Origin of the sequence: Pseudomonas pseudonitroreducens (assembly GCF_021603645.1) — a bacterium.
Lineage (GTDB): Bacteria > Pseudomonadota > Gammaproteobacteria > Pseudomonadales > Pseudomonadaceae > Pseudomonas > Pseudomonas pseudonitroreducens.
This window is the reverse complement of sequence record NZ_BQHJ01000002.1, coordinates 41,589-66,253: the sequence shown is the minus strand read 5'-3', so window position 1 is coordinate 66,253 and position 24,665 is coordinate 41,589. Positions and strand designations below refer to the sequence as shown.

At 62.1% G+C, this 24,665-nt stretch carries 23 protein-coding genes and 2 tRNA genes; 19 read left to right on the top strand and 6 right to left on the bottom strand.

Annotation, left to right across the window (positions count from 1 at the left end; genetic code table 11):
- Position 1 precedes the first annotated feature (1 nt).
- Positions 2-406 carry a DUF4149 domain-containing protein gene (locus L6D89_RS04485; protein WP_236199276.1) on the top strand — a complete coding sequence of 135 codons (405 nt, stop codon included), beginning with the start codon at positions 2-4 and terminating at the stop codon, positions 404-406.
- Positions 407-448: 42 nt separating this feature from the next.
- Here L6D89_RS04485 and L6D89_RS04480 read toward each other — a convergent pair whose 3' ends face one another.
- Positions 449-763, bottom strand: a complete 315-nt coding sequence (locus L6D89_RS04480; RefSeq protein WP_024765315.1) for a YhbY family RNA-binding protein — start codon at positions 761-763, stop codon at positions 449-451.
- Positions 764-842: 79 nt separating this feature from the next.
- Between L6D89_RS04480 and rlmE the strand changes: the two genes are divergently transcribed.
- The 18 genes from rlmE to L6D89_RS04390 all read left to right on the top strand — a co-directional run bounded on the left by rlmE (position 843) and on the right by L6D89_RS04390 (position 18,438).
- Positions 843-1,466 (top strand): 23S rRNA (uridine(2552)-2'-O)-methyltransferase RlmE, encoded by a 624-nt coding sequence (gene rlmE, locus L6D89_RS04475; protein WP_065085392.1) that lies wholly within the window; start codon positions 843-845, stop codon positions 1,464-1,466.
- 201 nt (positions 1,467-1,667) lie between these two features.
- Positions 1,668-3,584 (top strand): ATP-dependent zinc metalloprotease FtsH, encoded by a 1,917-nt coding sequence (gene ftsH / locus L6D89_RS04470; RefSeq protein WP_236175238.1) that lies wholly within the window; start codon positions 1,668-1,670, stop codon positions 3,582-3,584.
- A 9-nt stretch (positions 3,585-3,593) separates the two neighbouring features.
- Entirely contained in the window at positions 3,594-4,463 is an 870-nt protein-coding gene (folP, locus tag L6D89_RS04465; RefSeq protein ID WP_236175217.1) for a dihydropteroate synthase, read from the top strand.
- Entirely contained in the window at positions 4,460-5,800 is a 1,341-nt protein-coding gene (glmM, locus tag L6D89_RS04460; protein ID WP_236175216.1) for a phosphoglucosamine mutase, read from the top strand. The genes folP and glmM overlap by 4 nt, the downstream gene beginning before the upstream one ends.
- A gap of 65 nt (positions 5,801-5,865) precedes the next feature.
- Positions 5,866-6,621, top strand: a complete 756-nt coding sequence (gene tpiA / locus L6D89_RS04455) for a triose-phosphate isomerase (RefSeq protein WP_236198902.1) — start codon at positions 5,866-5,868, stop codon at positions 6,619-6,621.
- A gap of 2 nt (positions 6,622-6,623) precedes the next feature.
- Positions 6,624-7,016, top strand: a complete 393-nt coding sequence (gene secG, locus L6D89_RS04450) for a preprotein translocase subunit SecG (protein WP_017518945.1) — start codon at positions 6,624-6,626, stop codon at positions 7,014-7,016.
- Between the two features lie 16 nt (positions 7,017-7,032).
- Positions 7,033-7,118, top strand: a tRNA-Leu gene (locus L6D89_RS04445).
- Positions 7,119-7,209: 91 nt separating this feature from the next.
- Positions 7,210-7,286: transfer RNA gene (locus L6D89_RS04440), tRNA-Met, on the top strand.
- Positions 7,287-7,413: 127 nt separating this feature from the next.
- A complete protein-coding gene (gene rimP, locus L6D89_RS04435) occupies positions 7,414-7,872 on the top strand; it encodes a ribosome maturation factor RimP (RefSeq protein ID WP_236175214.1) in 459 nt (152 codons plus the stop codon).
- A gap of 45 nt (positions 7,873-7,917) precedes the next feature.
- A complete protein-coding gene (gene nusA / locus L6D89_RS04430; RefSeq protein ID WP_236198901.1) occupies positions 7,918-9,399 on the top strand; it encodes a transcription termination factor NusA in 1,482 nt (493 codons plus the stop codon).
- A gap of 27 nt (positions 9,400-9,426) precedes the next feature.
- Complete coding sequence (infB, locus tag L6D89_RS04425; protein WP_236175213.1) at positions 9,427-11,964, top strand: translation initiation factor IF-2; 2,538 nt, start codon at positions 9,427-9,429, stop codon at positions 11,962-11,964.
- Between the two features lie 211 nt (positions 11,965-12,175).
- Positions 12,176-12,565, top strand: coding sequence for a 30S ribosome-binding factor RbfA (rbfA, locus tag L6D89_RS04420; protein WP_169936507.1), 390 nt, complete (start codon positions 12,176-12,178; stop codon positions 12,563-12,565).
- A gap of 3 nt (positions 12,566-12,568) precedes the next feature.
- Positions 12,569-13,483 carry a tRNA pseudouridine(55) synthase TruB gene (truB, locus tag L6D89_RS04415; protein WP_236198900.1) on the top strand — a complete coding sequence of 305 codons (915 nt, stop codon included), beginning with the start codon at positions 12,569-12,571 and terminating at the stop codon, positions 13,481-13,483.
- A gap of 98 nt (positions 13,484-13,581) precedes the next feature.
- Positions 13,582-13,851 (top strand): 30S ribosomal protein S15, encoded by a 270-nt coding sequence (rpsO, locus tag L6D89_RS04410; RefSeq protein ID WP_017518939.1) that lies wholly within the window; start codon positions 13,582-13,584, stop codon positions 13,849-13,851.
- Positions 13,852-14,020: 169 nt separating this feature from the next.
- On the top strand, positions 14,021-16,126 hold the full coding sequence (gene pnp / locus L6D89_RS04405) for a polyribonucleotide nucleotidyltransferase (RefSeq protein WP_236198899.1): 2,106 nt from the start codon (positions 14,021-14,023) through the stop codon (positions 16,124-16,126).
- A 94-nt stretch (positions 16,127-16,220) separates the two neighbouring features.
- On the top strand, positions 16,221-17,642 hold the full coding sequence (locus L6D89_RS04400) for a DUF4013 domain-containing protein (RefSeq protein WP_236198898.1): 1,422 nt from the start codon (positions 16,221-16,223) through the stop codon (positions 17,640-17,642).
- Positions 17,643-17,835: 193 nt separating this feature from the next.
- Positions 17,836-18,183 carry a BON domain-containing protein gene (locus L6D89_RS04395; protein ID WP_236198897.1) on the top strand — a complete coding sequence of 116 codons (348 nt, stop codon included), beginning with the start codon at positions 17,836-17,838 and terminating at the stop codon, positions 18,181-18,183.
- A 57-nt stretch (positions 18,184-18,240) separates the two neighbouring features.
- A complete protein-coding gene (locus tag L6D89_RS04390) occupies positions 18,241-18,438 on the top strand; it encodes a CsbD family protein (RefSeq protein ID WP_024765331.1) in 198 nt (65 codons plus the stop codon).
- Between the two features lie 63 nt (positions 18,439-18,501).
- On the opposite strand, the gene L6D89_RS04385 is transcribed toward L6D89_RS04390, so the two are convergent.
- From L6D89_RS04385 to L6D89_RS04365, 5 genes are all read right to left on the bottom strand, one after another.
- Entirely contained in the window at positions 18,502-19,956 is a 1,455-nt protein-coding gene (locus tag L6D89_RS04385) for a rhomboid family intramembrane serine protease (RefSeq protein ID WP_236198896.1), read from the bottom strand.
- A gap of 65 nt (positions 19,957-20,021) precedes the next feature.
- A complete protein-coding gene (locus L6D89_RS04380; RefSeq protein ID WP_236175206.1) occupies positions 20,022-20,327 on the bottom strand; it encodes a DUF2845 domain-containing protein in 306 nt (101 codons plus the stop codon).
- Between the two features lie 14 nt (positions 20,328-20,341).
- Positions 20,342-20,632: a DUF2845 domain-containing protein gene (locus L6D89_RS04375; protein ID WP_236198895.1), complete on the bottom strand. Its 291-nt coding sequence runs from the start codon at positions 20,630-20,632 to the stop codon at positions 20,342-20,344.
- 11 nt (positions 20,633-20,643) lie between these two features.
- Positions 20,644-23,763, bottom strand: a complete 3,120-nt coding sequence (locus L6D89_RS04370) for a DUF748 domain-containing protein (protein WP_236198894.1) — start codon at positions 23,761-23,763, stop codon at positions 20,644-20,646.
- A 100-nt stretch (positions 23,764-23,863) separates the two neighbouring features.
- Positions 23,864-24,478: a response regulator transcription factor gene (locus tag L6D89_RS04365; protein WP_236175203.1), complete on the bottom strand. Its 615-nt coding sequence runs from the start codon at positions 24,476-24,478 to the stop codon at positions 23,864-23,866.
- Positions 24,479-24,665 lie beyond the last annotated feature (187 nt).

Here is a 24,665-nt window from a genome sequence, read left to right as displayed (position 1 = left end):
CCTGAACGCAGGCACCATCAGTTGGCTGCTGGCCCAGACATTCTGGGTCGGCGGCCTCTGGCTGCTGCAGTTCGTGGTATTGCCTGCACTGGGCAAGATCGGCCTGGCACCGCTGCTGGTGGAAACGGTCGCCGACGTGCTGAGGCCGCTGTTGCTGGCGTTTGCTGGTTTCTGCGTGCTGCTGCAGGCTCTGGTGCTCTGGCAGGCGCGCGGATTCGCTGCCTTGACCCGTGAAACGCGGGGGCAGTTGCTGCTCACCGTGCTGGTGATGGCGGCGGTTTATGTCGTAGTGCAGCAGATAGCGCCGGGCGCTCAGCGCTGGCTGTTGTTCAATTATCTGGTGGTGGCGCTGTGCGGTCTGCTGTTGGTGTTGCAGCCTGCGCCTGGGCGGGACGAGCGGGCCTGACGCGGCGGAGCCTTGCCGGCTCCGCTTTGCCGGTCTTGACTGTCAGAGGCCGCTGAAGCGGCTGATGTTCGACAGGTTCTTGTTCGGCTTCGGATTGCGGCGATAGATCAGTGCCATCTTGCCGATGGTCTGAACCAGCTCGCAGCTGCCGTTCTGGCAAAGTTCGTCGATCAGCGCGCGACGGTCGTCGCGTTCGGTGATGCGGAACTGCACCTTGATCAGTTCATGATCGTTGAGCGCGCGCTCAAGCTCGGCCATTACACCTTCCGAAAGACCGTTTTCAGCAACGGTCAATACGGGTTTCAGGTGATGCCCGATAGATTTGAACTGCTTTTTCTGCTCCTGAGAGAGCGCCATAATCTGACCCCTGGTAAAAAAGGCGGATATTCTACCCGAGTTTCGGTACTACCGGGATGCCGCTCAGACGAGGTAATACGTGGCCCGTTCCAAGACTAGCCATCGCTGGCTGAAAGAACATTTCGACGATCCTTACGTGAAGATGGCACAGCGTGACGGTTATCGTTCGCGCGCCAGCTACAAGCTGCTGGAAATCCAGGAGAAGGATCGCATCCTGCGCCCCGGCATGACCGTGGTCGACCTCGGCGCCGCGCCGGGCGGCTGGTCGCAGGTCACCAGCCGGGTAATCGGCGACAAGGGCACGCTGATCGCCTCGGATATCCTGCCGATGGATAGCATCCCGGACGTCACCTTCATCCAGGGTGACTTCACCGAGGATGAGGTTTTCGCCCAGTTGCTCGAGGCTATCGGAGAAAATCCGGTAGACCTTGTGATTTCCGATATGGCCCCCAATATGAGTGGACTGCCCGCCGTGGACATGCCTCGTGCGATGTTTCTCTGCGAGCTGGCCCTGGACCTGTGCACCCGTGTGCTGCGTCCGGGCGGTGATTTCCTGATCAAGATTTTCCAGGGTGAGGGTTTCGACGCTTACCACAAGCAGGTTCGCGAGAACTTCGAGAAGGTGCAGATGCGCAAACCGCTGTCGTCCCGCGACCGTTCGCGGGAGCAGTATCTGCTCGCACGAGGCTTTCGCGGCGCCTAGACTGGAATGATTGGGCCGGCTATTGGTCTATGCCTTGCAGGTTTTGCTTGTACCGGTGAAAGCCGGGGTTCATAAAGGGTTACAGACGGCGCCTGCCTGGCGGCGGGCGTTGTGTAGTAATTTTGGCCGGAAGGAGTCTGGCCGTCGTGAGAAGCGGTTTCCAGGGCGGAGCCGGCTTCAGAGGGTAGTCAATTGAACGACATGGCAAAGAACCTGATTCTGTGGCTGATCATCGCGGCGGTACTCGTCACCGTGATGAACAACTTCTCCAGCCCGAGCGAGCCGCAGACGCTCAACTATTCCGACTTCATCCAGCAGGTGAAGGACGGCAAGGTCGAGCGCGTAACCGTCGACGGCTATGTCATCACTGGCAAGCGCCAGGATGGTGACACCTTCAAGACCATCCGCCCGGCGATCCAGGACAACGGCCTGATCGGCGACCTGGTCAACAACAACGTCGTTGTCGAGGGCAAACAGCCCGAACAGCAGAGCATCTGGACCCAGCTCCTGGTCGCGAGCTTCCCGATCCTGGTGATCATCGCTGTCTTCATGTTCTTCATGCGCCAGATGCAGGGCGGCGGCGGTGGCCGCGGCGGTCCGATGAGCTTCGGCAAGAGCAAGGCGCGCCTGTTGTCGGAAGACCAGGTGAAGACCACCTTCGCTGACGTTGCAGGTTGCGACGAAGCCAAGGAAGAAGTCAGCGAGCTGGTGGAATTCCTCCGTGATCCGGGCAAATTCCAGCGCCTGGGCGGTCGTATCCCGCGTGGCGTGCTGATGGTCGGCCCGCCCGGTACCGGCAAGACGCTGCTCGCCAAGGCGATTGCCGGCGAAGCCAAGGTACCGTTCTTTACCATTTCCGGTTCGGACTTCGTGGAAATGTTCGTCGGCGTGGGCGCCTCGCGCGTTCGTGACATGTTCGATCAGGCCAAGAAGCACGCACCCTGCATCATCTTCATCGACGAGATTGACGCCGTCGGCCGCCACCGTGGCGCCGGCCTGGGTGGCGGTCACGACGAGCGCGAACAGACTCTCAACCAGTTGCTGGTGGAGATGGATGGCTTCGAGATGAATGACGGCATCATCGTCATCGCCGCGACCAACCGTCCGGATGTTCTCGACCCCGCGCTGCTGCGTCCGGGCCGCTTCGACCGCCAGGTGGTGGTCGGCCTGCCGGACATCCGCGGTCGTGAACAGATCCTCAAAGTGCATATGCGCAAGGTTCCGCTGGGCGACAACGTCGATCCGGCCGTGATTGCGCGCGGCACCCCGGGTTTCTCCGGCGCCGACCTGGCCAACCTGGTCAACGAGGCCTCGCTGTTCGCCGCTCGTTCCAACAAGCGCATCGTCGACATGCGTGAGTTCGAGCTGGCCAAGGACAAGATCATGATGGGCGCCGAGCGCAAGACCATGGTCATGTCCGAGAAGGAGAAGAAGAACACCGCGTTCCACGAAGCCGGCCACGCCATCGTTGGTCGCCTGGTTCCGGAACACGACCCGGTCTACAAGGTTTCCATCATTCCGCGCGGCCGCGCCCTGGGCGTGACCATGTTCCTGCCGGAAGAAGACCGCTACAGCCTGTCCAAGCGCGCCCTGGAAAGCCAGATCTGCTCGTTGTTCGGTGGCCGTATCGCCGAAGAGATGACCCTGGGCTTCGAAGGCGTGACCACTGGCGCCTCCAACGACATCATGCGCGCCACCCAGTTGGCACGGAACATGGTGACCAAGTGGGGGTTGTCGGAGAAGCTCGGTCCGCTGATGTACGCGGAAGAGGAGGGCGAGGTCTTCCTCGGTCGTAGCGCTGGCGGCCAGCACTCCAATATCTCGGGCGAGACGGCCAAGCTGATCGACCAGGAAGTGCGCCGCATCATCGACGACTGCTACGGCACCGCCAAGCGCCTGCTGGAAGAAAATCGCGACAAGCTCGACATGATGGCCGACGCGTTGATGAAGTACGAAACCATCGATGCCGACCAGATCGACGACATCATGGCCGGTCGCGATCCGCGCGAACCACGTGACTGGCAGGGCGGCAATTCCGGCTCCTCCGGCAATGCTGCCGCGCCGCGCGACGAAGGTCGCCAGGAAAACCCGATTGGCGGGCCCGCCGGCGAACACTGAGAGCACTGAATGAGTTCGTTGTACCACCCGACCCGGTTGCCTTGCGGCAACCGGGTTCTTGATTTAAGCCGCCCGCACGTCATGGGCATCCTCAATGTCACTCCTGACTCCTTCTCCGACGGTGGACGTTTCAATCAGCGCGATGCTGCATTGCGTCATGCGGCGGAAATGGTCGCGGCTGGCGCCACGCTGATTGATATCGGTGGCGAGTCGACCCGGCCGGGCGCTCGGCTGGTTTCGCCGACCGAAGAGCTGGAGCGAGTCGCCCCGGTAGTCGAGGCCATTGCCCGCGAGCTGGATGTGGTGATCTCCGTGGATACCTCCACTCCGGCGGTGATGCGCGAAACGGCGCGCCTCGGAGCTGGGCTGATCAATGATGTGCGCTCGCTGCAGCGCGATGGCGCCCTTGATGCCGCGGTCGATACCGGTCTGCCGGTATGCCTGATGCACATGCGCGGCGAGCCGGGCAACATGCAGGATGATCCGCGTTATCCGGATATTCTGCAGGAGGTCCGCGGCTTTCTCGAAGAGCGCATCACCATCTGCGAAGCGGTGGGCATTGCCCGAGAGCGCATCGTCATCGATCCTGGCTTCGGTTTTGCCAAGACTCAGAGCCACAACCTGAATCTGTTCCGGCAGATGGAAGGTTTGATGGCAATGGGCTGCCCGCTGCTGGTCGGTGTTTCGCGCAAGAGCATGATTGGCCGCGCGTTGGCTCGCGAGGTGGGTGGGCGCCTTTATGGCAGTCTGGCGCTGGCAGCCCTGGCGGTAGCCAAGGGGGCCAGTATCATCCGCGTCCACGATGTCGCCGAGACCGTGGACGTGGTTCGAATGATTCACGCAGTGGAAAGTGCAACGGAAGAGGGGATGCCCGCATGAGCAGGAAGTATTTTGGTACCGATGGAATCCGCGGTCGTGTAGGCACGCCGCCGATCACGCCGGACTTCGTGCTCAAGCTGGGTTGGGCCGTGGGCATGGCCTTCCGGCAGCAGGGCAAGTGCCGTGTGCTGGTGGGCAAGGACACGCGGATTTCCGGCTATATGTTCGAGTCGGCGCTGGAAGCCGGCCTGTCCGCCGCCGGTGCCGATGTGATGCTGCTGGGCCCCATGCCGACTCCGGGTATCGCCTATCTGACCCGTACCTTCCATGCCGAGGCAGGCATCGTCATCAGTGCTTCGCACAATCCGCATGACGACAACGGCATCAAGTTCTTCTCCGGCCAGGGCACCAAGCTGCCGGACGAGGTGGAACTGATCATCGAGGAGCTTCTCGATGCGCCGATGACCGTGGTCGAGTCTGCGCGCCTGGGCAAGGTGTCGCGGATCAACGACGCTGCCGGTCGCTACATCGAGTTCTGCAAGAGCAGTGTGCCCTCGAATACCAGCTTTGCCGGCCTGCGTATCGCGCTGGATTGCGCCCATGGCGCGACTTACAAGATCGCTCCGAACGTCTTCCGCGAGCTGGGCGCCGAGGTGTTTGTCATCGGTGCCGAGCCCAATGGCCTGAACATCAATGACAAGTGCGGCTCCACTCATATGGGGGCGCTGCAGGATGCTGTGCTGGCTCAGCATGCGGATATCGGCATCGCCTTCGACGGCGACGGCGACCGGGTGATGATGGTGGATCACACCGGCACGATCGTCGATGGCGACGAGATCCTCTATCTCATCGCTCGTGACATGCTTGATCGCGGCAAGCTGCATGGTGGTGTGGTCGGAACCCTGATGAGCAACCTGGGCCTTGAGCTCGCCTTGCAGGACCTGCATATTCCTTTCGCTCGCGCCAAGGTGGGGGACCGCTACGTGATGTCCGAACTGCAGTCGCGCAACTGGCAGCTGGGAGGAGAGAACTCCGGCCATGTCGTCTGCTATCAGCACACTACGACGGGTGATGCGATCATCGCTGCACTGCAGGTGCTGATGGCGCTGAAGACCCGTGGGCAGAACCTGGCCGAGGCACGCATGGGTATTCGTAAATGCCCGCAGGTACTGATCAATGTGCGCTTCGCCGGTGGTGGTGTCGACCCGCTGGAGCATCCGGCGGTGAAGGATGCATGCGCCAAGGTGACCGAGGAAATGGCCGGTCGCGGCCGCGTCCTGCTGCGCAAATCCGGAACCGAACCGCTGGTGCGGGTCATGGTCGAGGGTGACGAGGAGGCACGCGTTCGTGCCTATGCCGAGCAGCTGGCAAAAGTCGTTACAGAGGTATGTGCTTGATTTCTCTTGTCAGTTCCCAAAGCGTCGAGTAATATCTGCGCCCACTTTGCTCAGCGAGGTACAGCATGCGTCGACCCTTGGTGGCCGGTAATTGGAAAATGCACGGTACCCGCTCCAGCGTAACGGAGCTGATCAAAGGCCTGCGTCAACTGGCTCTCCCCACGGGTGTCGATGTGGCGGTGTTTCCGCCTAGTCTGTACATCAATCAGGTCGTTCAAGACCTGAATGGAAAGGCAGTTGCCGTTGGTGCGCAGAATTGCGCGGTTGAGCCGATGCAGGGTGCCCTGACGGGCGAGATCGCAGCCAGCCAGTTGGCTGATGCGAGCTGCTCCCTGGTGCTGGTTGGTCACTCCGAGCGCCGCCTGATCCTGGGCGAAAGCGATGGTGCGATCAGCCGCAAATTTGCAGCGGCTCAGTCGTGTGGCCTGGTTCCGATCCTGTGCGTGGGTGAAACCCGCGAGCAGCGTGAGGCGGGCAAGACTCTTGAGGTTGTCGGGCGCCAGTTGGGCTCGGTGATCGAAGATCTCGGTGTCGGGGCTTTTTCCCGCGCCGTTGTGGCTTACGAGCCGGTGTGGGCGATTGGGACGGGGCTGACCGCTTCTCCCGAGCAGGCCCAGGAAGTACATGCGGCGATTCGCGCGCAGATCTCGGCGGAAAACGCAGAGGTGGCCCGCGGCCTTCGTCTCCTGTATGGCGGCAGTGTCAAGGCTGCCAATGCTGTCGAACTTTTCGGCATGCCGGATATCGATGGGGGGCTCATTGGTGGAGCGTCCCTGAATGCAGATGAGTTCGGTGCGATCTGTCGCGCCGCAGGAAACTGAAGATGCTGGAAACAGTTGTAATCGTGATTCACCTGCTGATGGCGCTGGGTCTGGTTGTGCTGGTCCTGCTTCAGCAAGGCAAAGGTGCCGACGCCGGTGCGTCGTTCGGTGCGGGCGCTTCGGGTACTGTGTTTGGTAGTCAGGGTTCTGCTACCTTCCTGAGTCGTTTCACCGCTGTGCTGGCTGCAGTTTTTTTTATTACTAGCTTGGGTTTAGCGTATTTTGCTAAAGAAAAAGCTGATATAATTCGTCACGCTGGGCTTCCTGATCCGGCAGTGATGGAGCAGAAGCAGGAACAAGCTCCGGCAGCTAGCGATGTGCCGGGCGCGCAAGGGCAACCTCAAGCCCCTGCAGGCGGTAACGGCGACGTTCCGGCAGCTCCTGAGCAGAAGTAAGCAGGCAAGAGTTTTTGCCGAGGTGGTGGAATTGGTAGACACGCTACCTTGAGGTGGTAGTGGCCATAGGCTGTAGGGGTTCGAGTCCCCTCCTCGGTACCATATGCGAAAGGCCCGCTGTGCGGGCCTTTTCGTTTCGGAGTTTCGGTTGACCTTCAAGGGGCTCAACCGTATAATTTCGCACCAGCTTTGACGCGGGATGGAGCAGTCTGGTAGCTCGTCGGGCTCATAACCCGAAGGTCGTTGGTTCAAATCCAGCTCCCGCAACCAGTTTGGCAGAGCCCCTTTTAAGGGGCTTTTTGCTAGCTGGACAGTCCGCGCCGCCAGGTCAGGGCGGTCCTTAAGGGATGGGCGTTTCGCCCATTTTTTGTTTCTACAGCATACGCGAGGCGATCAGGTGTCGAGCAAGCTAGAACAGTTGCAGGCCTTGTTGGCCCCTGTAGTAGAAGCGCTCGGCTATGAGTGCTGGGGCCTGGAGTTCATTTCCCAAGGTCGCCATTCCCTGCTCCGGGTTTATATCGACCGTCCGGAAGGCATCCTGGTCGATGACTGCGAAATCGTCAGTCGTCAGATCAGCGGCATCCTGGACGTGGAAGACCCGATCAGTGGCGAGTACACCCTCGAGGTGTCTTCGCCCGGTATGGATCGGCCGCTCTTCACGCTTGAACAGTTCGCCCTCTACGTCGGCGAGCAGGTGAAGATCAAGCTGCGCACGCCCTTCGAACGGCGTCGTAATTTCCAGGGCATTCTCCGTGGTGTGGAGGAGCAGGATGTGGTGGTCCTGGTGGACGACCATGAATACCTGCTGCCGGTCGACTCGATCGACAAGGCCAACATCATTCCCCGATTTGAGTGAGCCGCCAGAGCGCGGATTCCAATGGATTGAAAGGCGAGGCGTACGATGAGCAAAGAAGTACTGCTGGTTGTTGAGTCGGTATCCAACGAGAAGGGTGTACCGCCTGGCGTGATTTTCGAAGCGCTGGAGCTGGCCCTGGCGACCGCGACCAAAAAGCGTTTCGAGGACGAGGTTGACCTGCGCGTGGAAATCAACCGCGCCAACGGCAACTACGAAACCTTCCGTCGCTGGACCATCGTCGAAGACGAGGACTACTCCAATCCGGCATCGGAACTGACCGTCGAAGACGTGCAGGAAGAGCACCCCGGCATGACGGCCGGTGAAGTCATCGAAGAGAAGATCGAGTCCATCGAGTTCGGCCGCATCGCCGCACAGACCGCCAAGCAGGTCATCGTGCAGAAGGTTCGCGAAGCCGAGCGCGCTCAGGTGGTCGACGCCTACCGCGAGAAGGTCAACGAGATCATCTCCGGCACTGTCAAGAAGGTCACCCGCGACAACGTGATCGTCGACCTGGGCAACAACGCCGAAGCGCTGCTGGCCCGCGACCAGATCATCCCGCGTGAAACCTTCCGCGTCGGCACCCGCGTGCGTGCCCTGCTGAAGGAAATCCGCAGCGAGAACCGCGGCCCTCAGCTGATCCTGTCGCGTACCGCGCCGGAAATGCTGATCGAGCTGTTCCGCATCGAAGTACCGGAAATCGCCGAGCAGCTGATCGACGTGATGGCCGCCGCCCGTGATCCGGGTTCGCGCGCCAAGATCGCCGTTCGCTCCAAGGACAAGCGTATCGACCCGCAGGGCGCCTGCATCGGTATGCGTGGCTCCCGCGTCCAGGCCGTCTCCGGCGAACTGGGTGGCGAGCGTGTGGACATCGTCCTTTGGGATGACAACCCCGCGCAGTTCGTGATCAATGCCATGGCTCCGGCCGAAGTGGCGGCGATCATCGTCGACGAAGATACCCACACCATGGATATCGCCGTTGCCGAAGACAACCTGGCCCAGGCCATTGGCCGTAGTGGCCAGAACGTACGTCTGGCCAGCCAGCTCACCGGTTGGACCCTGAACGTGATGACCGAGGCCGATATCCAGGCCAAACAGCAGGCTGAAACTGGCGACATCCTGCAGCGCTTTGTCGACGAGCTGGATGTCGACGAGGAGCTCGCCCAGGTACTGGTGGAGGAAGGCTTCACCACCCTGGAAGAAATCGCCTACGTACCGATGGAAGAGATGCTCAGCATCGACGGCTTCGACGAAGACATCGTCAACGAGCTGCGCTCGCGCGCCAAGGATCGCCTGCTGACCAAAGCCATCGCCACTGAAGAAAAACTTGCCGACGCACAACCTGCCGAAGACCTGCTCAGCCTCGATGGCATGACCAAAGAGCTGGCCGTGGACCTGGCGCTGCGCGGTGTAACCACCCGTGAAGATCTTGCCGAGCAATCGATTGACGATCTGCTCGACATCGACGGCATGGACGAAGAGCGTGCTGGCAAGTTGATCATGGCCGCCCGGGCCCATTGGTTCGAGTAAGCATTCGCGGCCTGAGGAGAGAAGTGCATGACGCAAGTCACGGTGAAAGAACTGGCCAAGACGGTCGATACGCCGGTGGAGCGCCTGCTGCAGCAGATGCGCGAAGCGGGTCTGCCCCATAACAACGCCGAGCAGGTAGTGACCGACAGCGAGAAGCAAGCGCTGCTGGCCCACCTGAAAGGCAGTCACGGTGAGCGCGCGGAAGAGCCGCGCAAGATCACCCTGCAACGCAAGACCACTTCGACCTTGAGGGTCGCTGGCAGCAAGACTGTCAGTGTCGAGGTTCGCAAGAAGAAAACCTACGTCAAGCGTGACCCTGAAGAGCTCGAAGCCGAACGCCAGCGCGAGCTGGAAGAACAGCGCGCAGCTGAAGAAGCTGCCCGTCTGAAGGCAGAGGAAGAAGCTCGTCAACGTGCTGCCGAAGCGGAGGCCCGTCGTCAGGCGGATGCTGCGCGTCAGGCCGTTGAAGCCGCGCCCGCCACTGCTGCTGCCCCGGCTGCTGCCGAGGCGCCGCGCGCTGCGGCTCCTGCGTCTGTTCCGGGTGCGCCGGCCGCTGCTGCTCCTGCTGCGGATGACCGCAAGAAGGAAGAGCCGCGTCGTGTGCCCAAACGTGATGACGAGGACGAGCGCCGTGATCGCAAGCATGCCCAGCATCGCCCGTCGATCAAGGAAAAGGAAAAGACCACCGCGCCGCGCGTCGTGCGCAGTGGTGGTGACGACGACGACAGCTTTGGCCGTCGCGGCGGTGGCCGTGGCAAGGGCAAGCTGAAGAAGCGTAACCAGCACGGGTTCCAGAGCCCGACAGGACCGATTGTGCGTGAAGTAAATATCGGTGAGACCATCACCGTGGCCGAACTGGCTGCGCAGATGTCGGTGAAGGGCGCTGAAGTCGTCAAGTTCATGTTCAAGATGGGCACCCCGGTGACCATCAACCAGGTGCTCGACCAGGAAACCGCCCAGCTGATCGCCGAAGAACTCGGCCACAAGGTCAAGCTGGTCAGCGAGAACGCCCTGGAAGAACAACTGGCCGAGTCGCTGAAGTTCGAAGGTGAAGCGGTTTCCCGTGCACCGGTCGTGACCGTGATGGGCCACGTCGACCACGGCAAGACCTCGCTGCTCGACTACATCCGTCGTGCCAAGGTTGCAGCTGGCGAAGCCGGCGGCATCACCCAGCACATCGGCGCCTACCACGTGGAAACCGACCGCGGCATGGTCACCTTCCTCGACACCCCTGGCCACGCCGCGTTCACCGCGATGCGTGCCCGTGGTGCCCAGGCGACCGACATCGTCATCCTCGTGGTGGCTGCGGACGACGGCGTGATGCCGCAGACCCAGGAAGCCGTGCAGCACGCGAAAGCGGCTGGCGTGCCGATCGTGGTCGCGGTGAACAAGATCGACAAGCCCGACGCCAACCCGGACAACATCAAGAACGGCCTGGCCGCTCTGGACGTGATCCCGGAAGAGTGGGGCGGCGATGCTCCGTACGTTCACGTTTCCGCGAAGCTGGGTACCGGCGTCGACGAGCTGCTCGAAGCCGTACTGCTGCAGGCTGAAGTACTCGAACTCAAAGCCACTCCGTCGGCCCCGGGCCGTGGTGTGGTGGTCGAGTCCCGTCTGGACAAGGGCCGTGGCCCGGTAGCCACCGTGCTGGTCCAGGACGGCACCCTGCGTCAGGGCGACATGGTTCTGGTCGGCGTCAACTACGGCCGCGTCCGTGCGATGCTCGACGAGAACGGCAAGCCGATCAAGGAAGCCGGTCCGTCGATTCCGGTCGAGATCCTCGGCCTGGATGGCACTCCGGATGCCGGCGACGAGATGACCGTGGTCGCCGACGAGAAGAAGGCCCGCGAAGTCGCTCTGTTCCGTCAGGGCAAGTTCCGCGAAGTGAAACTGGCTCGTGCCCACGCCGGCAAGCTGGAAAACATCTTCGAGAACATGGGCCAGGAAGAGAAGAAGACCCTCAACATCGTCCTCAAGTCCGATGTCCGTGGTTCGCTGGAAGCCCTGCAGGGCTCGCTCAGTGGCTTGGGCAACGACGAGGTGCAGGTTCGCGTGGTCGGTGGCGGCGTCGGTGGTATCACCGAGTCCGATGCCAACCTGGCGCTGGCCTCCAACGCGGTGCTGTTCGGCTTCAACGTCCGTGCTGACGCTGGTGCGCGCAAGATCGTCGAGTCCGAAGGCCTCGACATGCGTTACTACAACGTGATCTACGACATCATCGAAGACGTCAAGAAAGCCCTGACCGGCATGCTCGGCAGCGATGTTCGCGAGAACATCCTGGGTATCGCCGAAGTGCGTGACGTGTTCCGTTCGCCGAAGTTCGGCGCGGTCGCCGGCTGCATGGTCACCGAGGGTCTGGTGCACCGCAACCGTCCGATCCGTGTTCTGCGCGACGACGTGGTCATCTTCGAAGGCGAGCTGGAGTCCCTGCGTCGCTTCAAGGATGACGTCTCCGAAGTCCGTGCCGGCATGGAGTGCGGTATCGGCGTGAAGAGCTACAACGACGTCCGCGTCGGCGACAAGATCGAAGTGTTCGAGAAGGTCGAAGTCGCTCGTACTCTGTAAGGGTATTCGAGCGTGAACGCAGCGCCCGGGCCAGCTATCCAGCTGCCCCGGGCGTTTGCCGCTTATACGGATTCGCCTTCAATCGTATGACGTCGTCGGGAAGCCTTGCCGTGCTGGAGCACTGTCTTCGTCTTCCCGCCTAGTCATCCGGTCGAATTCAAACCCGTAATTGATGCTGGAGCCTCACGGCTCGGGTAAGCAGGTTAGAGAAATGGCTAAAGAGTACAGCCGTACCCAGCGTATCGGCGACCAGATGCAGCGTGAACTGGCGCTGCTGATCCAGCGTGAAATCAAGGACCCGCGTCTGGGCCTGGTGACCATCACCGGCGTCGACGTGGCCCGTGATCTGTCCCATGCCAAGGTGTACGTCACCGTCATGGGCCAGGACGACAATGCCGAAGTGGTGAAGCAGAACACCAGCATCCTCAACGATGCGGCGGGCTTCCTGCGCATGCAGTTGGGCAAGGCAATGAAGCTGCGCACCGTGCCGCAGTTGCACTTCAGCTACGACGCCAGCATCCGCCGTGGTGCCGAGTTGTCGGCGCTGATCGAGCGTGCGGTGGCGGCGGATCGTCGCCATGGCGGCGATTCCGAGGAGTAACGCGTGGCCCAGGTGAAACGCATTCGCCGTGCGGTCAACGGCGTGCTGATTCTCGACAAGCCGCGCGGCATGAGTTCCAACCAGGCCCTGCAGAAGGTGCGCTGGCTGCTCAATGCCGAGAAGGCCGGCCACACCGGTAGCCTCGACCCGTTGGCGACTGGCGTGCTGCCGCTGTGCTTCGGCGAGGCGACCAAGTTCTCCCAGTACCTGCTCGATGCCGACAAGGCCTACGAGACGGTGGCCCAGTTGGGCATTACCACCACCACCGGCGATGCCGAGGGCGAGGTGGTTGAGCAGCGCGATGTGACCGCCGGTCGGGAGGCTGTCGAGGCCCTGCTGCCGCGCTTCCGCGGCGATATAGAGCAGGTGCCGCCGATGTACTCGGCCCTGAAGAAGGACGGGCAGCCGCTCTACAAGCTGGCTCGTGCAGGAGAGGTAGTGGAGCGCGAGGCGCGTTCTGTTACTATTGCGCGCCTGGATTTACTCGCCTTCGAGTCGCCCTGTGCGACCCTGGCCGTTTCCTGCAGCAAGGGCACCTACATTCGCACGCTGGTCGAAGACCTGGGCCGCGAACTCGGGTGTGGCGCACACGTCGCTGCCCTTCGCCGGACCCAGGCTGGGCCGTTCCAGCTGAACCAGTCGGTGACGCTCGAGGAGCTCGAGAAGGCCCATGCCGAGGGTGGCAATGAAGCCCTCGACTGTTTCCTGCTTCCGGTGGATGCCGGGCTGGAACACTGGCCGCTGCTGCAGTTGTCAGAGCACAGCGCCTATTACTGGCTGCATGGTCAGCCGGTACGCGCTCCCGAGGTGCCGAAGTTCGGCATGCTGCGGGTGCAGGATCACGAAGGTCGTTTCATCGGTATCGGTGAAGTGACCGATGACGGGCGCCTGGCGCCGCGTCGACTGATTCGGTCTTAAGACCGAAACCGAGGGTGGCTGTCAGCAGGCACGGTCACACCTCTTACTATGAACACAGGGAGAAGTCCCTGGCCTGTTACCTCAGAGGAAGCCCCATCATGGCACTGAGCGTCCAAGAAAAAGCCCAGATCGTTAACGAGTACAAGCAAGCTGAAGGCGACACCGGTTCCCCGGAAGTGCAGGTTGCACTGCTGTCCGCCAACATCAACAAGCTGCAGGACCACTTCAAGGCCAACGGCAAAGACCACCACTCCCGTCGTGGCCTGATCCGTATGGTTAACCAGCGTCGTAAGCTGCTGGACTACCTGAAGAGCAAGGACACCTCTCGTTACAGCGCCCTGATCGGTCGCCTGGGCCTGCGTCGCTAAGACGGCAAGCCTGAAGTGGGAAGCTGGGAGTCCGGGGTCGATGGGCGGTGTATACCGCTCATCGGCTTCGGCTCCCGGCTTTCTCGCTTTTATAGGGAATGAATTCGGGTCCGACTCCCGGCATTTCCACAATTTCCCCCAAGGCAACTAAAGCGAAGGTAAAGAAACCGTGAACCCGGTAATCAAGAAATTCCAGTTCGGTCAGTCGACCGTAACCCTCGAGACTGGCCGCATTGCCCGCCAGGCCACCGGTGCCGTCCTGGTCACCATGGACGACGTCACCGTGCTCTGCACCGTTGTCGGCGCCAAGCAGGCCGACCCGAGCAAGAGCTTCTTCCCGCTCTCCGTGCACTACCAGGAGAAAACCTACGCAGCCGGCCGTATCCCCGGTGGCTTCTTCAAGCGTGAAGGCCGTCCTTCCGAGAAGGAAACCCTGACCTCGCGCCTGATCGACCGCCCGATCCGCCCGCTGTTCCCGGAAGGCTTCATGAACGAAGTGCAGGTCGTCTGCACCGTCGTTTCCACCAACAAGAAGTCCGATCCGGACATCGCCGCCATGATCGGCACCTCCGCCGCCCTGGCGATCTCCGGCATTCCGTTCGCCGGCCCGATCGGCGCTGCCCGTGTTGGCTTCCACCCGGAAATCGGCTACATCCTCAACCCGACCTACGAACAGCAGCAGAGCTCCAGCCTCGACATGGTCGTGGCCGGTACCTCCGACGCCGTACTGATGGTTGAGTCCGAAGCCGACGAGCTGACCGAAGACCAGATGCTGGGCGCCGTTCTGTACGCCCACGAAGAGTTCCAGGCAGTCATCCGTGCCATTGCCGAACTGGCAACCGAAGCCGGCAAGCCGAGCTGGAACTGGACCGCACCGGTCGAGAACACCGCTCTGGTCAACACCATCAAGGCCGAGTTCGGTGCTGCCATCTCCGAGGCCTACACCGTTACCGTCAAGCAGGACCGTTACGCGGCCCTGGACGCCCTGCGCGAGCAGATCGTCGCCAAGTTCGCCGGCGAAGGCGAAGGCCAGTTCTCCGCGGGTGAAGTCAAAGAAGTCTTCGGCCTGCTGGAATACCGCACCGTTCGCGAAAACATCGTCAACGGCAAACCGCGTATCGATGGCCGCGACACCCGCACCGTTCGCCCGCTGAAGATCGAAGTCGGCGTACTGGGCAAGACCCACGGCTCGGCGCTGTTCACCCGTGGCGAAACCCAGGCCTTGGTCGTTGCCACCCTTGGCACCGCCCGTGACGCCCAGCTGCTCGACACCCTCGAAGGCGAGCGCAAAGACCCCTTCATGCTGCACTACAACTTCCCGCCGTTCTCGGTAGGCGAGTGTGGCCGCATGGGCAGCGCAGGCCGTCGTGAAATCGGCCACGGCCGTCTGGCACGTCGCAGCGTTGCTGCCATGCTGCCGACCCAGGACGAGTTCCCCTACACCATCCGCGTCGTTTCCGAGATCACCGAGTCCAACGGCTCCAGCTCCATGGCTTCGGTCTGCGGCGCTTCCCTGGCTCTGATGGACGCCGGTGTTCCGGTCAAGGCGCCGGTTGCCGGTATCGCCATGGGCCTGGTGAAGGAAGGTGACAAGTTCGCCATCCTGACCGACATCCTGGGTGACGAAGACCACCTGGGCGACATGGACTTCAAGGTCGCCGGTACCGACAAGGGCGTGACCGCCCTGCAGATGGACATCAAGATCAACGGCATCACCGAAGAGATCATGGAGATCGCCCTGGGCCAGGCCCTGGAAGCTCGCCTGAACATCCTCGGCCAGATGAACCAGATCATCGCCGCTCCGCGCGCCGAGCTGTCGGAAAACGCTCCGACCATGATCCAGATGAAGATCGACACCGACAAGATCCGCGACGTCATCGGCAAGGGCGGCGCCACCATTCGCAGCATCTGCGAAGAGACCAAGGCCTCGATCGACATCGAGGACGATGGCAGCGTGAAGATCTACGGCGAAACCAAGGAAGCTGCCGAGGCCGCCAAGCAGCGCGTCCTGGGTATCACCGCGGAAGCCGAAATCGGCAAGATCTACGTTGGCAAGGTCGAGCGCATCGTCGACTTCGGCGCCTTCGTCAACATCCTCCCGGGCAAGGATGGTCTGGTGCACATCTCGCAAATCAGCGACAAGCGCATCGACAAGGTCACCGACGTTCTGCAGGAAGGCCAGGAAGTCAAAGTCCTGGTTCTCGATGTGGACAACCGTGGCCGCATCAAGCTGTCCATCAAGGACGTAGCCGCTGCTGAAGCCTCTGGCGTGTAAGCAAACGGTGAAATGAAAGAGGGCCCCTTGCGGGCCCTCTTTTTTTGCCTTGAGAATGCGCCATTCGCCGATCTCGCTCCAAGGATGCCCCGAGATGGACAAGCGTTACTGTCACTACCACAGTGCCCAACCCGCGACCTGGCATTGCCAGCCCTGCGAGCGCCACTACGGTGACTGCTGCATTCCCTTGAACGCCGACGCTCCAGAGTATGCGCCGTCTTGCCCGCTGTGCCGTGGCCACCTGCGCTTCCTGGGGGCGGCGAACACCGCGCAACCCTTCTGGGAGCGCCTGCCGAAATTCTTTGCCTATGGCTTCCAGGCGGGGCCACTGGCGTTCTGCGCACTACTGGCATTGGCCTGTGTGTTCATGCCGGCGGTTTTCCTGCTCTGGATCGCGCTATTCAGTGTGGCGACCAAGTACCTGCACAGCGTGATCGAAGCGGCCAGCTTTGGCGGCCAGGAAGCCCCAGGCCTGCTGGAAGCCTTCAGTGCTGACAGCCTGCGGACGTTCTTCCAGCAACTGGCGGTGTTCCTGATTGCCCTGGTGCTGCTCTGGCTGGCAGCCGACTTCCACAGCGAGGCGATCTATTGGGCGGCCAATATCGCCATCATGCTGGTGTTGCCGGCGAGCATCATTCGCCTGTCCCTCGACAAGAGTCTGGGCGCGGCGCTCAGCCCCGGCGAAGTGGGGCAGGTGATCGCAGCCATGGGCTGGCGATATCTGATCCTCTGTGTATTCCTGTTCATCCTCTGGCAGTCGCCGACCTACGTCGGCTGGCTGCTGTCCCATGGCTTGCCCAGGGTGGTGATGGTGCCCGTGGTCGCTGCGTTGACGGGCTACTTCAGCGTGGTGATGTGCGCCATGATGGGCTATGCCGTGTTCCAGTATCAGGGGGCGCTGGGCTACGTCTCCGCCGGCGAAGATGCGCCAGCCGGCTTCGCCGCGCCGGAATGGCACCGCCGCAAGGCCCTGGCCGAGGCTGAGGTGCGGGTCAAGGAAGGGCAGACCGGAGCGGCGCTGGAGATCCTCCTCGCCGCCTTGCGCGAGGGGCGCCAGGATCTCAAGCTGAACGAGCGCTATCACCAACTGCTGTTCGCTCTCAACGAGCGTGCAGAATGCCTGAACCACCTGCCGCATTACCTTGGGCTGGCCAGCCGTCTCAATCCACAGCTCGCCGCCAGCGCCTTCCTCAATGCCCGGCAACTGCAGGCGGATTACCTGCCGGAAGACCCGAGCGTCTGCGAACGCATCGCCGAGGTGTTGATCGAGCGGCACAAGGCTCGCGAGGGACTTAGCCTGCTGCGTAACCTGCACAAGCGCTTCCCGGATTATCCCGGCATCGCGCGCGCCTACCTGATGGCTGCACGTGCATTCTCCGAAGAGCTGGGGCAGGTAGAGCCTGCCCAGCAACTGCTGGCCTTCATTCGCCAGCGCTACCCGGCATTCGAGCAGATGGGCGAGGTGGTACAGCTTGAAGCCGTGCTGGCCAAACTGGGTCGCAGCTCCGGCACCTGATCGTGCAGCCTGCACGAAGCGCAGCGGCGGGTTTTGCAATCTGCAAGCGACAGGTGTTTTTGGTTTATTCTTAACTATCTGATTTATAAGGTTTTTACTGATTTCGGAAAGCTGGCACAGGGCTTGCGATAGTCCTAGTGCAACTGCTGCCAGGAACGGGCCGCAGTTTTCCAATAATTCAGGAGAAACCGCCATGAAACGTTTCAACAAACTGGCCCTTGCCGCTGCCACCGCAACCGCTCTGAGCTTCTCGTTCGCCAACTCGGTGTTCGCCCAGCCGACGACTCTGGCCGCCAATGACACCGTCCAGAAAACTGAAGAGGCGGTTTCCGACACCTGGATCACCAGCAAGGTGAAGTCCAGCCTGATCGCCAACAAGGACATCAGCGGCACCAACATCAAGGTCGAGACCAACAAGGGCGTGGTTTCCCTGTCCGGTAACGTCAAGACCGATGCCGAGAAGGATCTGGCGGTGAAGACTGCACAGGACATCAAAGGCGTGAAAGCCGTATCGGCTGACGGCCTGAAGTCGGTCGAGTAAGGGCGCGCCCAGCCTCGAACGACTTACCCCATCCAACCCTCGAACAGGAGGATCGCCATGAACACTGACGTCATCAAAGGCAAGTGGAAGCAGCTGTCCGGCTCTCTCAAGGAAAAGTGGGGCAAGCTCACTGACGACGACCTGCAGGCGGCGGACGGACATGCCGAATACCTGGTGGGCAAGCTTCAGGAGCGCTACGGTTGGACCCGCGAGAAAGCGGAAGAGGAAGTCCGCGATTTCAGCCGCCACCTGTAACGCCCAGGCACACGGATGACACAAGTCCCGCCGGTTCGCCGGCGGGGCTTTTTGTTGGGTGGCTCAAGGGGCCAGGTGCTGCTGATAGATCGTCAGTTGGCGGGTTGGGTCCGCTTCCGGGAAGTGTTGGCGGAGGAAGCGCGAGAGCTCGCGCACTGCCTGCAAATCGCCTTTCTGGCCCATCTGCTTGGCCAGTTGCAGGGTCAGGCCGGGCATGGGTTCCGGCAGTTGGCCGGAGCGCGCGAGGCGGCGCCAGCTGCTCAGCGCCTGGGGCGCTTCATTGAGTTGCAGCAGCTTGCGCAGCAGATGCAGTTGAATCGTCGGGTGCGCGAGCAGCCCTGCATCGCTGCCGGCGCTTTCCACCGCGAGCCGGCGCAGCAAGGCATCGGCTGCGGGGGACGGCGGCAGGGCGAACAACTGCTTGAGGGTTTCGCTCATCAGGGCGCGATCCTGGCGCCCCTTGGCCACACCATAGAGGCGTTCGACGAGCACAGCCCTTCCAGGGTACTGGCGCAGCAACTGCGGACCGCGTGCGGCAGCCTGGTCGAGAGCGAAGCGACCGATCTGCTCATCCAGCGAGGCCAGTGCGCGCTTGAACGGCGCATCCGGGTCTTCCTTCGCCAGGTAGGCCTCGTCGACCGGCATTCGCCCCAGCTTGCGCGGCAACCAGACGGCGAGGAAGCCGGAGACCAGCCCGCCGATGTGTGCGTAGTAATTCACGTGGTCGGCTGCACGGATCAGCCCGAACAGTTCCTTGCCCAGCCACAGCGGCAGGATCCACAGCGCCGGCGCCTTGAGGTAGCCGATCAGCGGCCCGAGCCAGTAGAAGAACTGGATGCGGCGCAAGCCGTAGACCCCGATATACATGCCCATCAGGCCGGAGATCGCGCCCGACGCGCCGATGCCAGGCACCCACGAAGGGTCGAGCGCCCACCACAGCAGCCCGGAACACAGGCCGCTGAACAGGTAGAGGCCCAGGTACAGGAGGCGTCCCAGCGCCGCTTCCAGGGCGAAGCCGAAGATGAACAGGAACACCATGTTGCCGGCCAGGTGCCAGAAGCTGCCGTGGAGGAACATCGAGCCGAACAGGCCCTGCACGGTGAAACGCTCGGGGATGAAGCCGAAGCGCAGGCTGCTGGTCTGGTCGCGGGCCGCCTCAGCCCGGGTGCGCGCTGCTTGCCAGGCCGCGTCCTGCTGGAAGGCTGGCAGGCCGCGCAGCTCGTGGCCAAATTCCAGGTCCGAGAGCACCAGCCAGGCCAACTGCTGGCGGGGCAGGGCTTCGAGGGCGCGCTGCTGCTCGGCTTTCAGCCGCTCGCGACGCTCCAGCGAGGCGCTGAACAGCGGGCGCTCATGGCTCAGCAGGTCCTGTTCCAGGTAGACACGCACGGCTTCTTCGCGCCGTGTGCTGTCGCCACCCTGGTAGCCGAAGTAGATCAGGATGTTGATGACGATCAGCAGCAACGTGATGACCGGAGGCTTCTTCCAGTCCAGCGGGTGCTCGGCGGGGACGATGACCATGGCGACCGGTCCTTGGCGCAGGTGACGTGAATGGCGGCGAGACTAGCACCCGGCCACTACGCCTGTCAGTCGCCGCTGCGCTTGCTCTTGATGTCGCTCAGGCGGTTGCCTTCGAAGCGCACGAAATACAGCATGCCGCTCCAGGGGCCGTAGATCCATTCCTCCACGGCCACTTCCATGGATTCGCCATAGCGCTCACCCGGTACTTGCTTGTAGCCCAGGAACGAACGGTCCACAGGCTGGCCGCAGCGACTGAGCACGTCGCTGGTGACGTCACCGGTGCTGATCAGCTTGCTGTTGCAGCGCAGGCTGGCGGCCTGGGCGTCGGTTGCCGCGAAGCTGAGCGGCAACAGGAGCGCAGCGGCGCGCATGAGGTTGGTCGTTTTCAATTGCGTTTGAACTCGATGCTTTTGAGCTTGTTGGCTTCGAAGGTGAGGATGTAGCTGGTGCCATTGCGCGGGCCGTAGACCCACTCCTCGACCCGGTACTCGCGGCGGTCGTAGCCACCGAGGGTATAGCCAACCTCGTCACGGTGATCGGGAGCACCGCACTTCTGCTCGACTTCCCAGGCGCGGTCGCCGGCGTTGATCAGGTTGCTGCCGCAGCGCATGCTTTCCGCCTGGGCGCCCGCCGCACAAAGCAGCAGGGCGCAGGACGTCCAGGTCAGGGCTTTCATCGAACGACTCCTTACTCGCTATCGAGGTGAAGCTGGGTGGCCACATTGCCACCATTCTCCGCTTCACCGAAGCTGACGTCGATGAGGTAGATACGGTCGTCGCCCAGGCCACCCTTGGTAACCAGGTAGTCCTTGATCTGGGTCGCCCGCTCCTGGCCGAGTTTGCGCAGCAGCAACTGGCTGTCGCTCCAGGAGTCGAGCACGGCCTGGCGCATTTTCGCCGAGCGCTCGTCCTTGCTGAACTGCTGCCATTCCGCGGGGGGCTGCTTCTTCAGACGTGCACGGTAGACGCCTTCGAGCAGGATCGGCTGCAAGTCCTCGGGAACCTCCAACTGGCTGGCATCGCTGGGCACCTTGTCGCCGCGGCGTTGCAACATGCTGTAGTAGTTCTTCTGGTATTCCTGCTTCAGGCGCTTGTCGGCCAGCAGCGGACCGTCGCTGCTGGCGGCGGCAACGCCTTCGACTTCCAGCTTGAGCGCCGGGCGCTGCTTGAGGGCTTCGGCCAGCTTGTCGAGGTTGCCCTGGGCACTGGCGTCCAGCTCGCTGGAGCCTGGGGCAAAGGTCACGTTGCTCAGGTCCGGGCCGCCGGAGCCACCGGCCAGCCCGGCGATGAAGTTGAAGGGCGCCTGCACGGCGCGCACGACCAGGTTACGCAAGGTCTGCCAGACGATGGGCATGACGCTGAACTGCGGATTGTTCAGGTCGCCTTCCACCGGCAGTTGGATGTCGATATTGCCGTTGGCGTCCTTGAGCAGGGCGATTGCCAGCTTCACCGGCAGGTCCACGGCGTCCGGGCTGTCGACTTTCTCGCCCAGTTGCAGGTGTTCCACCAGCACCTTGTTGTCGGCTTTGAGCTTGCCCTGGGTGATCTGGTAATGCAGGTCCAGGTTCAGCCGGCCCTTGCGGATGCGGTAGCCGGCAAACTTGCCGGAGTAGGGCGTCAGGGTAGTCAGCTCGACCCGCTTGAAGCTGGTGGCGATGTCCAGCTTTTCCAGTGGCGAGAAGGGGTTGAGACTGCCCTTGATGGTAACCGGCGCGTATTTGTCGACCTTGCCTTTCACGTCCACCGAGGCGGGGGCCGGATTGCGGTTGTCGATGGTGCCGATCTCGCCGCCCAGTTGCTGGATAGCGGTGGCGAAATCCGGGCGCAGGGTCAGGTCGGCGAAGTTGGCCGAGCCGTTGTTGATCTTCACGCCGCCGATGCGGATACCCAGCGGCTTGCTGTTTCCGCCGGAAGCACTGCCCTTGTTCGCCGATGGCGAGTTGGATTCGGGTTGCGCAATGATCAGCTCGCTGACGTTGGTGCTGCGGTCTTCGTTGATGATGAAGCGCGCGTAGGGCTCTTCCAGCGAGACGGTCTGGATCACCAGGCTGTCGCCATGCTTGTACGCCAGGCCGTCGAGGGTCAGCTTGGTCCATTTGACGAAGTCGCGGTTCTTGAGGGTGTCCAGCGTGTGCAACTGGGTTACCTGGGCACTACCGTTGACGCTGAAGGCCAGCGGCTCCGTACCCTTGAGGTCGACATCCAGATCGCTGGAGAGCAGGCCGCTGCGTAGCTCCAGGCGGATGAACGGATCGATATAGGCCTGGGCTACTCGCAGGTCGATATCGCGGGTCGAAACCTTGAGCCTGGCGCTGACCGGATTGGGGATGACCTGGCCACTGGCTTCGATCTGACCGCGAGGACCGAGCCCCGTCTTGAGCTTGAGCTGCAGCGGCGAGGTCAGGCCGCTGTCGAGGTTCTGCAGGTCCAGATCCAGCGGGCCCAGTTCCAGGTTCACCGGTTTGCCCGGCGCACGATCGGCCAGGTGCGCCTTGTAGCCGCGCAGCTGGGTGTCGCGCAGGACCACATGCCAGGCCTTCGGCGGCTCGGCCGGCTTGGCAGCCTCGGCATTTTGCACAGCCTTGCCAGCCTCGGCAGGCTGTTCGGGCTGAGCCGGGGTCGGCGTTTTGGCCGGCTCGGCCTGGGCCGTCTTGGCGGGCTCACCAGGCGTGGCCTGAGATTTTTCGGTCGAGGCCTGCTGTTGCTGATCCTTGGCAGACTCCGCCGTGGCCTCTGTGGCAGGGGCCGGTTCCGGAGCGGCCTGAGCCTGTGGCGTGGGCTCCTCGGGGCGCTTGTAGGGCTTGAAGTTGGCGAAGAGCTTCTGCCAGTCCAACTGGCCGTCCTTCTCGCGGGCTGCCCAGGCCTCCAGGCCCTGGCTGCGAATCTGGCCGACCAGCACTTCCTGCTTGGCGAGGTCGAGGGTGGTATCGGCAACATCGAGGCTGGCGAGCTTGGCCAGCGGTTTACCGTCAGGCGAGCTGAGGTCAAGGTCGCGCAACTGTATGGCAGTCTTGTCCAGCAGCAACTGCGTGCCCTTCGACAGGTCCAGGTGGTAGTCGGAAGCGATACTGAGGATGCCGTTGTTCAGATTCAGCGGCGCGTTGTCCCGCACGTAGGGCCACCAGGCCTTCAACGGCACGCCGTCGAGGGTGATGCTGCCCTTGGAGGTGAATGGCACGATGCTCAGGTCACCTTTCCAGTCCAGTTTACCGCCGTGGGGGCCGGTGGCGACCAGAGTCATGACGGCGCCATCTTCAGGCAGGGTGCTGAGGTTGTGCAGTTCGAAGCCCATTGGATCGAAAACGAACTCCACCGGTTCGCTGGGGCGACGATCAAGGAAGTGCAGGCTGCCTTCGGCCAGGCGAATGCGATCGATGCGCAGCGGGAAGGGATTGCCCGGTTCCTCCTGAGCAGGGGCCGGCTGGCTGGGCGGGAGCTTGAACAGCTGGCTCAGGTTCAGCGTGCCGTTCTCGGCGAACAGCAACTCGGTGTGTGGCGCGTCCAGTTCGACGTCGGCGAGGTGCAGCCTGCGTTTCCACAGGCTGTCGAGTTCGAGGTTGGCGTAGAGCCGACGGAAGCGTACCTGCTCCTTCCCGTCGTCCCCCAGATGTAAGCCCCAGAGGGTCAGCTCCAGGCTGAATGGATTGAATTCGATACGTTCCAGACGTGCGGGAACGCTCGAGTAGTGAGCCAATTGCTGGTTGGCTATCCGCAGCCCGACACCGGGCAGGATGAGAAAGCCCAGCAGGCAATAGAAGAGGACTAACAGCACTACCGCGCCGATCGCGCGTTTCAATCCTTTGGGCATGGCGAGAGTCGTTTCCGTCGTGACGTGCCACATGAGTATGGCACGGCTGTGATTCTTCGATTCGATAGTCGCCGTCGGACGCGGTTTTCAGTGATGTCTGTCAGTCGTTCAGGCGATGGGTGCGGGCGAATTCCACCAGATCCACGAGGCTGTCGAGGTTCAGCTTCTCAAGAATGCGGGTCTTGTAGGTGCTGACGGTCTTTTGGCTGAGGAAGAGTTCCTCGGCGATGTCCTTGTTGCTCATCCCTCTCACCAGGCTGCGCAACACGACCAGTTCGCGTGGCGTGAGGCTGGCCACCGGGTCGGTGTTCTTGTCGATGCTCAGGGACTTTTCCGGGAAGCAACGATAGCCGGAGACCAGCATGCGAGCCGCGTTGAGAATGGCGCTGGTGTCCTTGTTCTTGCTGACGAACCCATGCGCACCCGCCGCTTCGACCTTGCTCGAGTAGAGACGTTCATCCTGCGAGCTCAGGACCAGCAGGCGGATGTTTTCGTCGAAGATGTGGATGCGCGCCAGCAAGTCGAGCCCATCCATGCCGGGCAGGTTGAGGTCGAGTATCACCAGGTCGGGGCGTTCCTTGCGTACGGCGTCCAGTCCTCCATGGCCATCGGCCGCTTCACGGGCTACTTCGAACTGCGGATCCTGCTCGAGCAACGAGCGGATCGCCAAACGCATTGCGGGGTGGTCTTCGATCAGCACCACACGCTTCTTCATAACTGACTCCCTGAGTCAAAATAATTGCGGCATTGATCTTGAAGATAGACCAGTTGTTCAAGTACCTACGGAATATTCCTATGTGTAGGACTGAAAGCATGCGGGGAGTCAGGTTGGCAGGGCGTTGGCCTGCCCGCGTGCGCGGAGACTCGCTGTGCAGAGAGAATTCTGCACAGCGAGGCTGGGT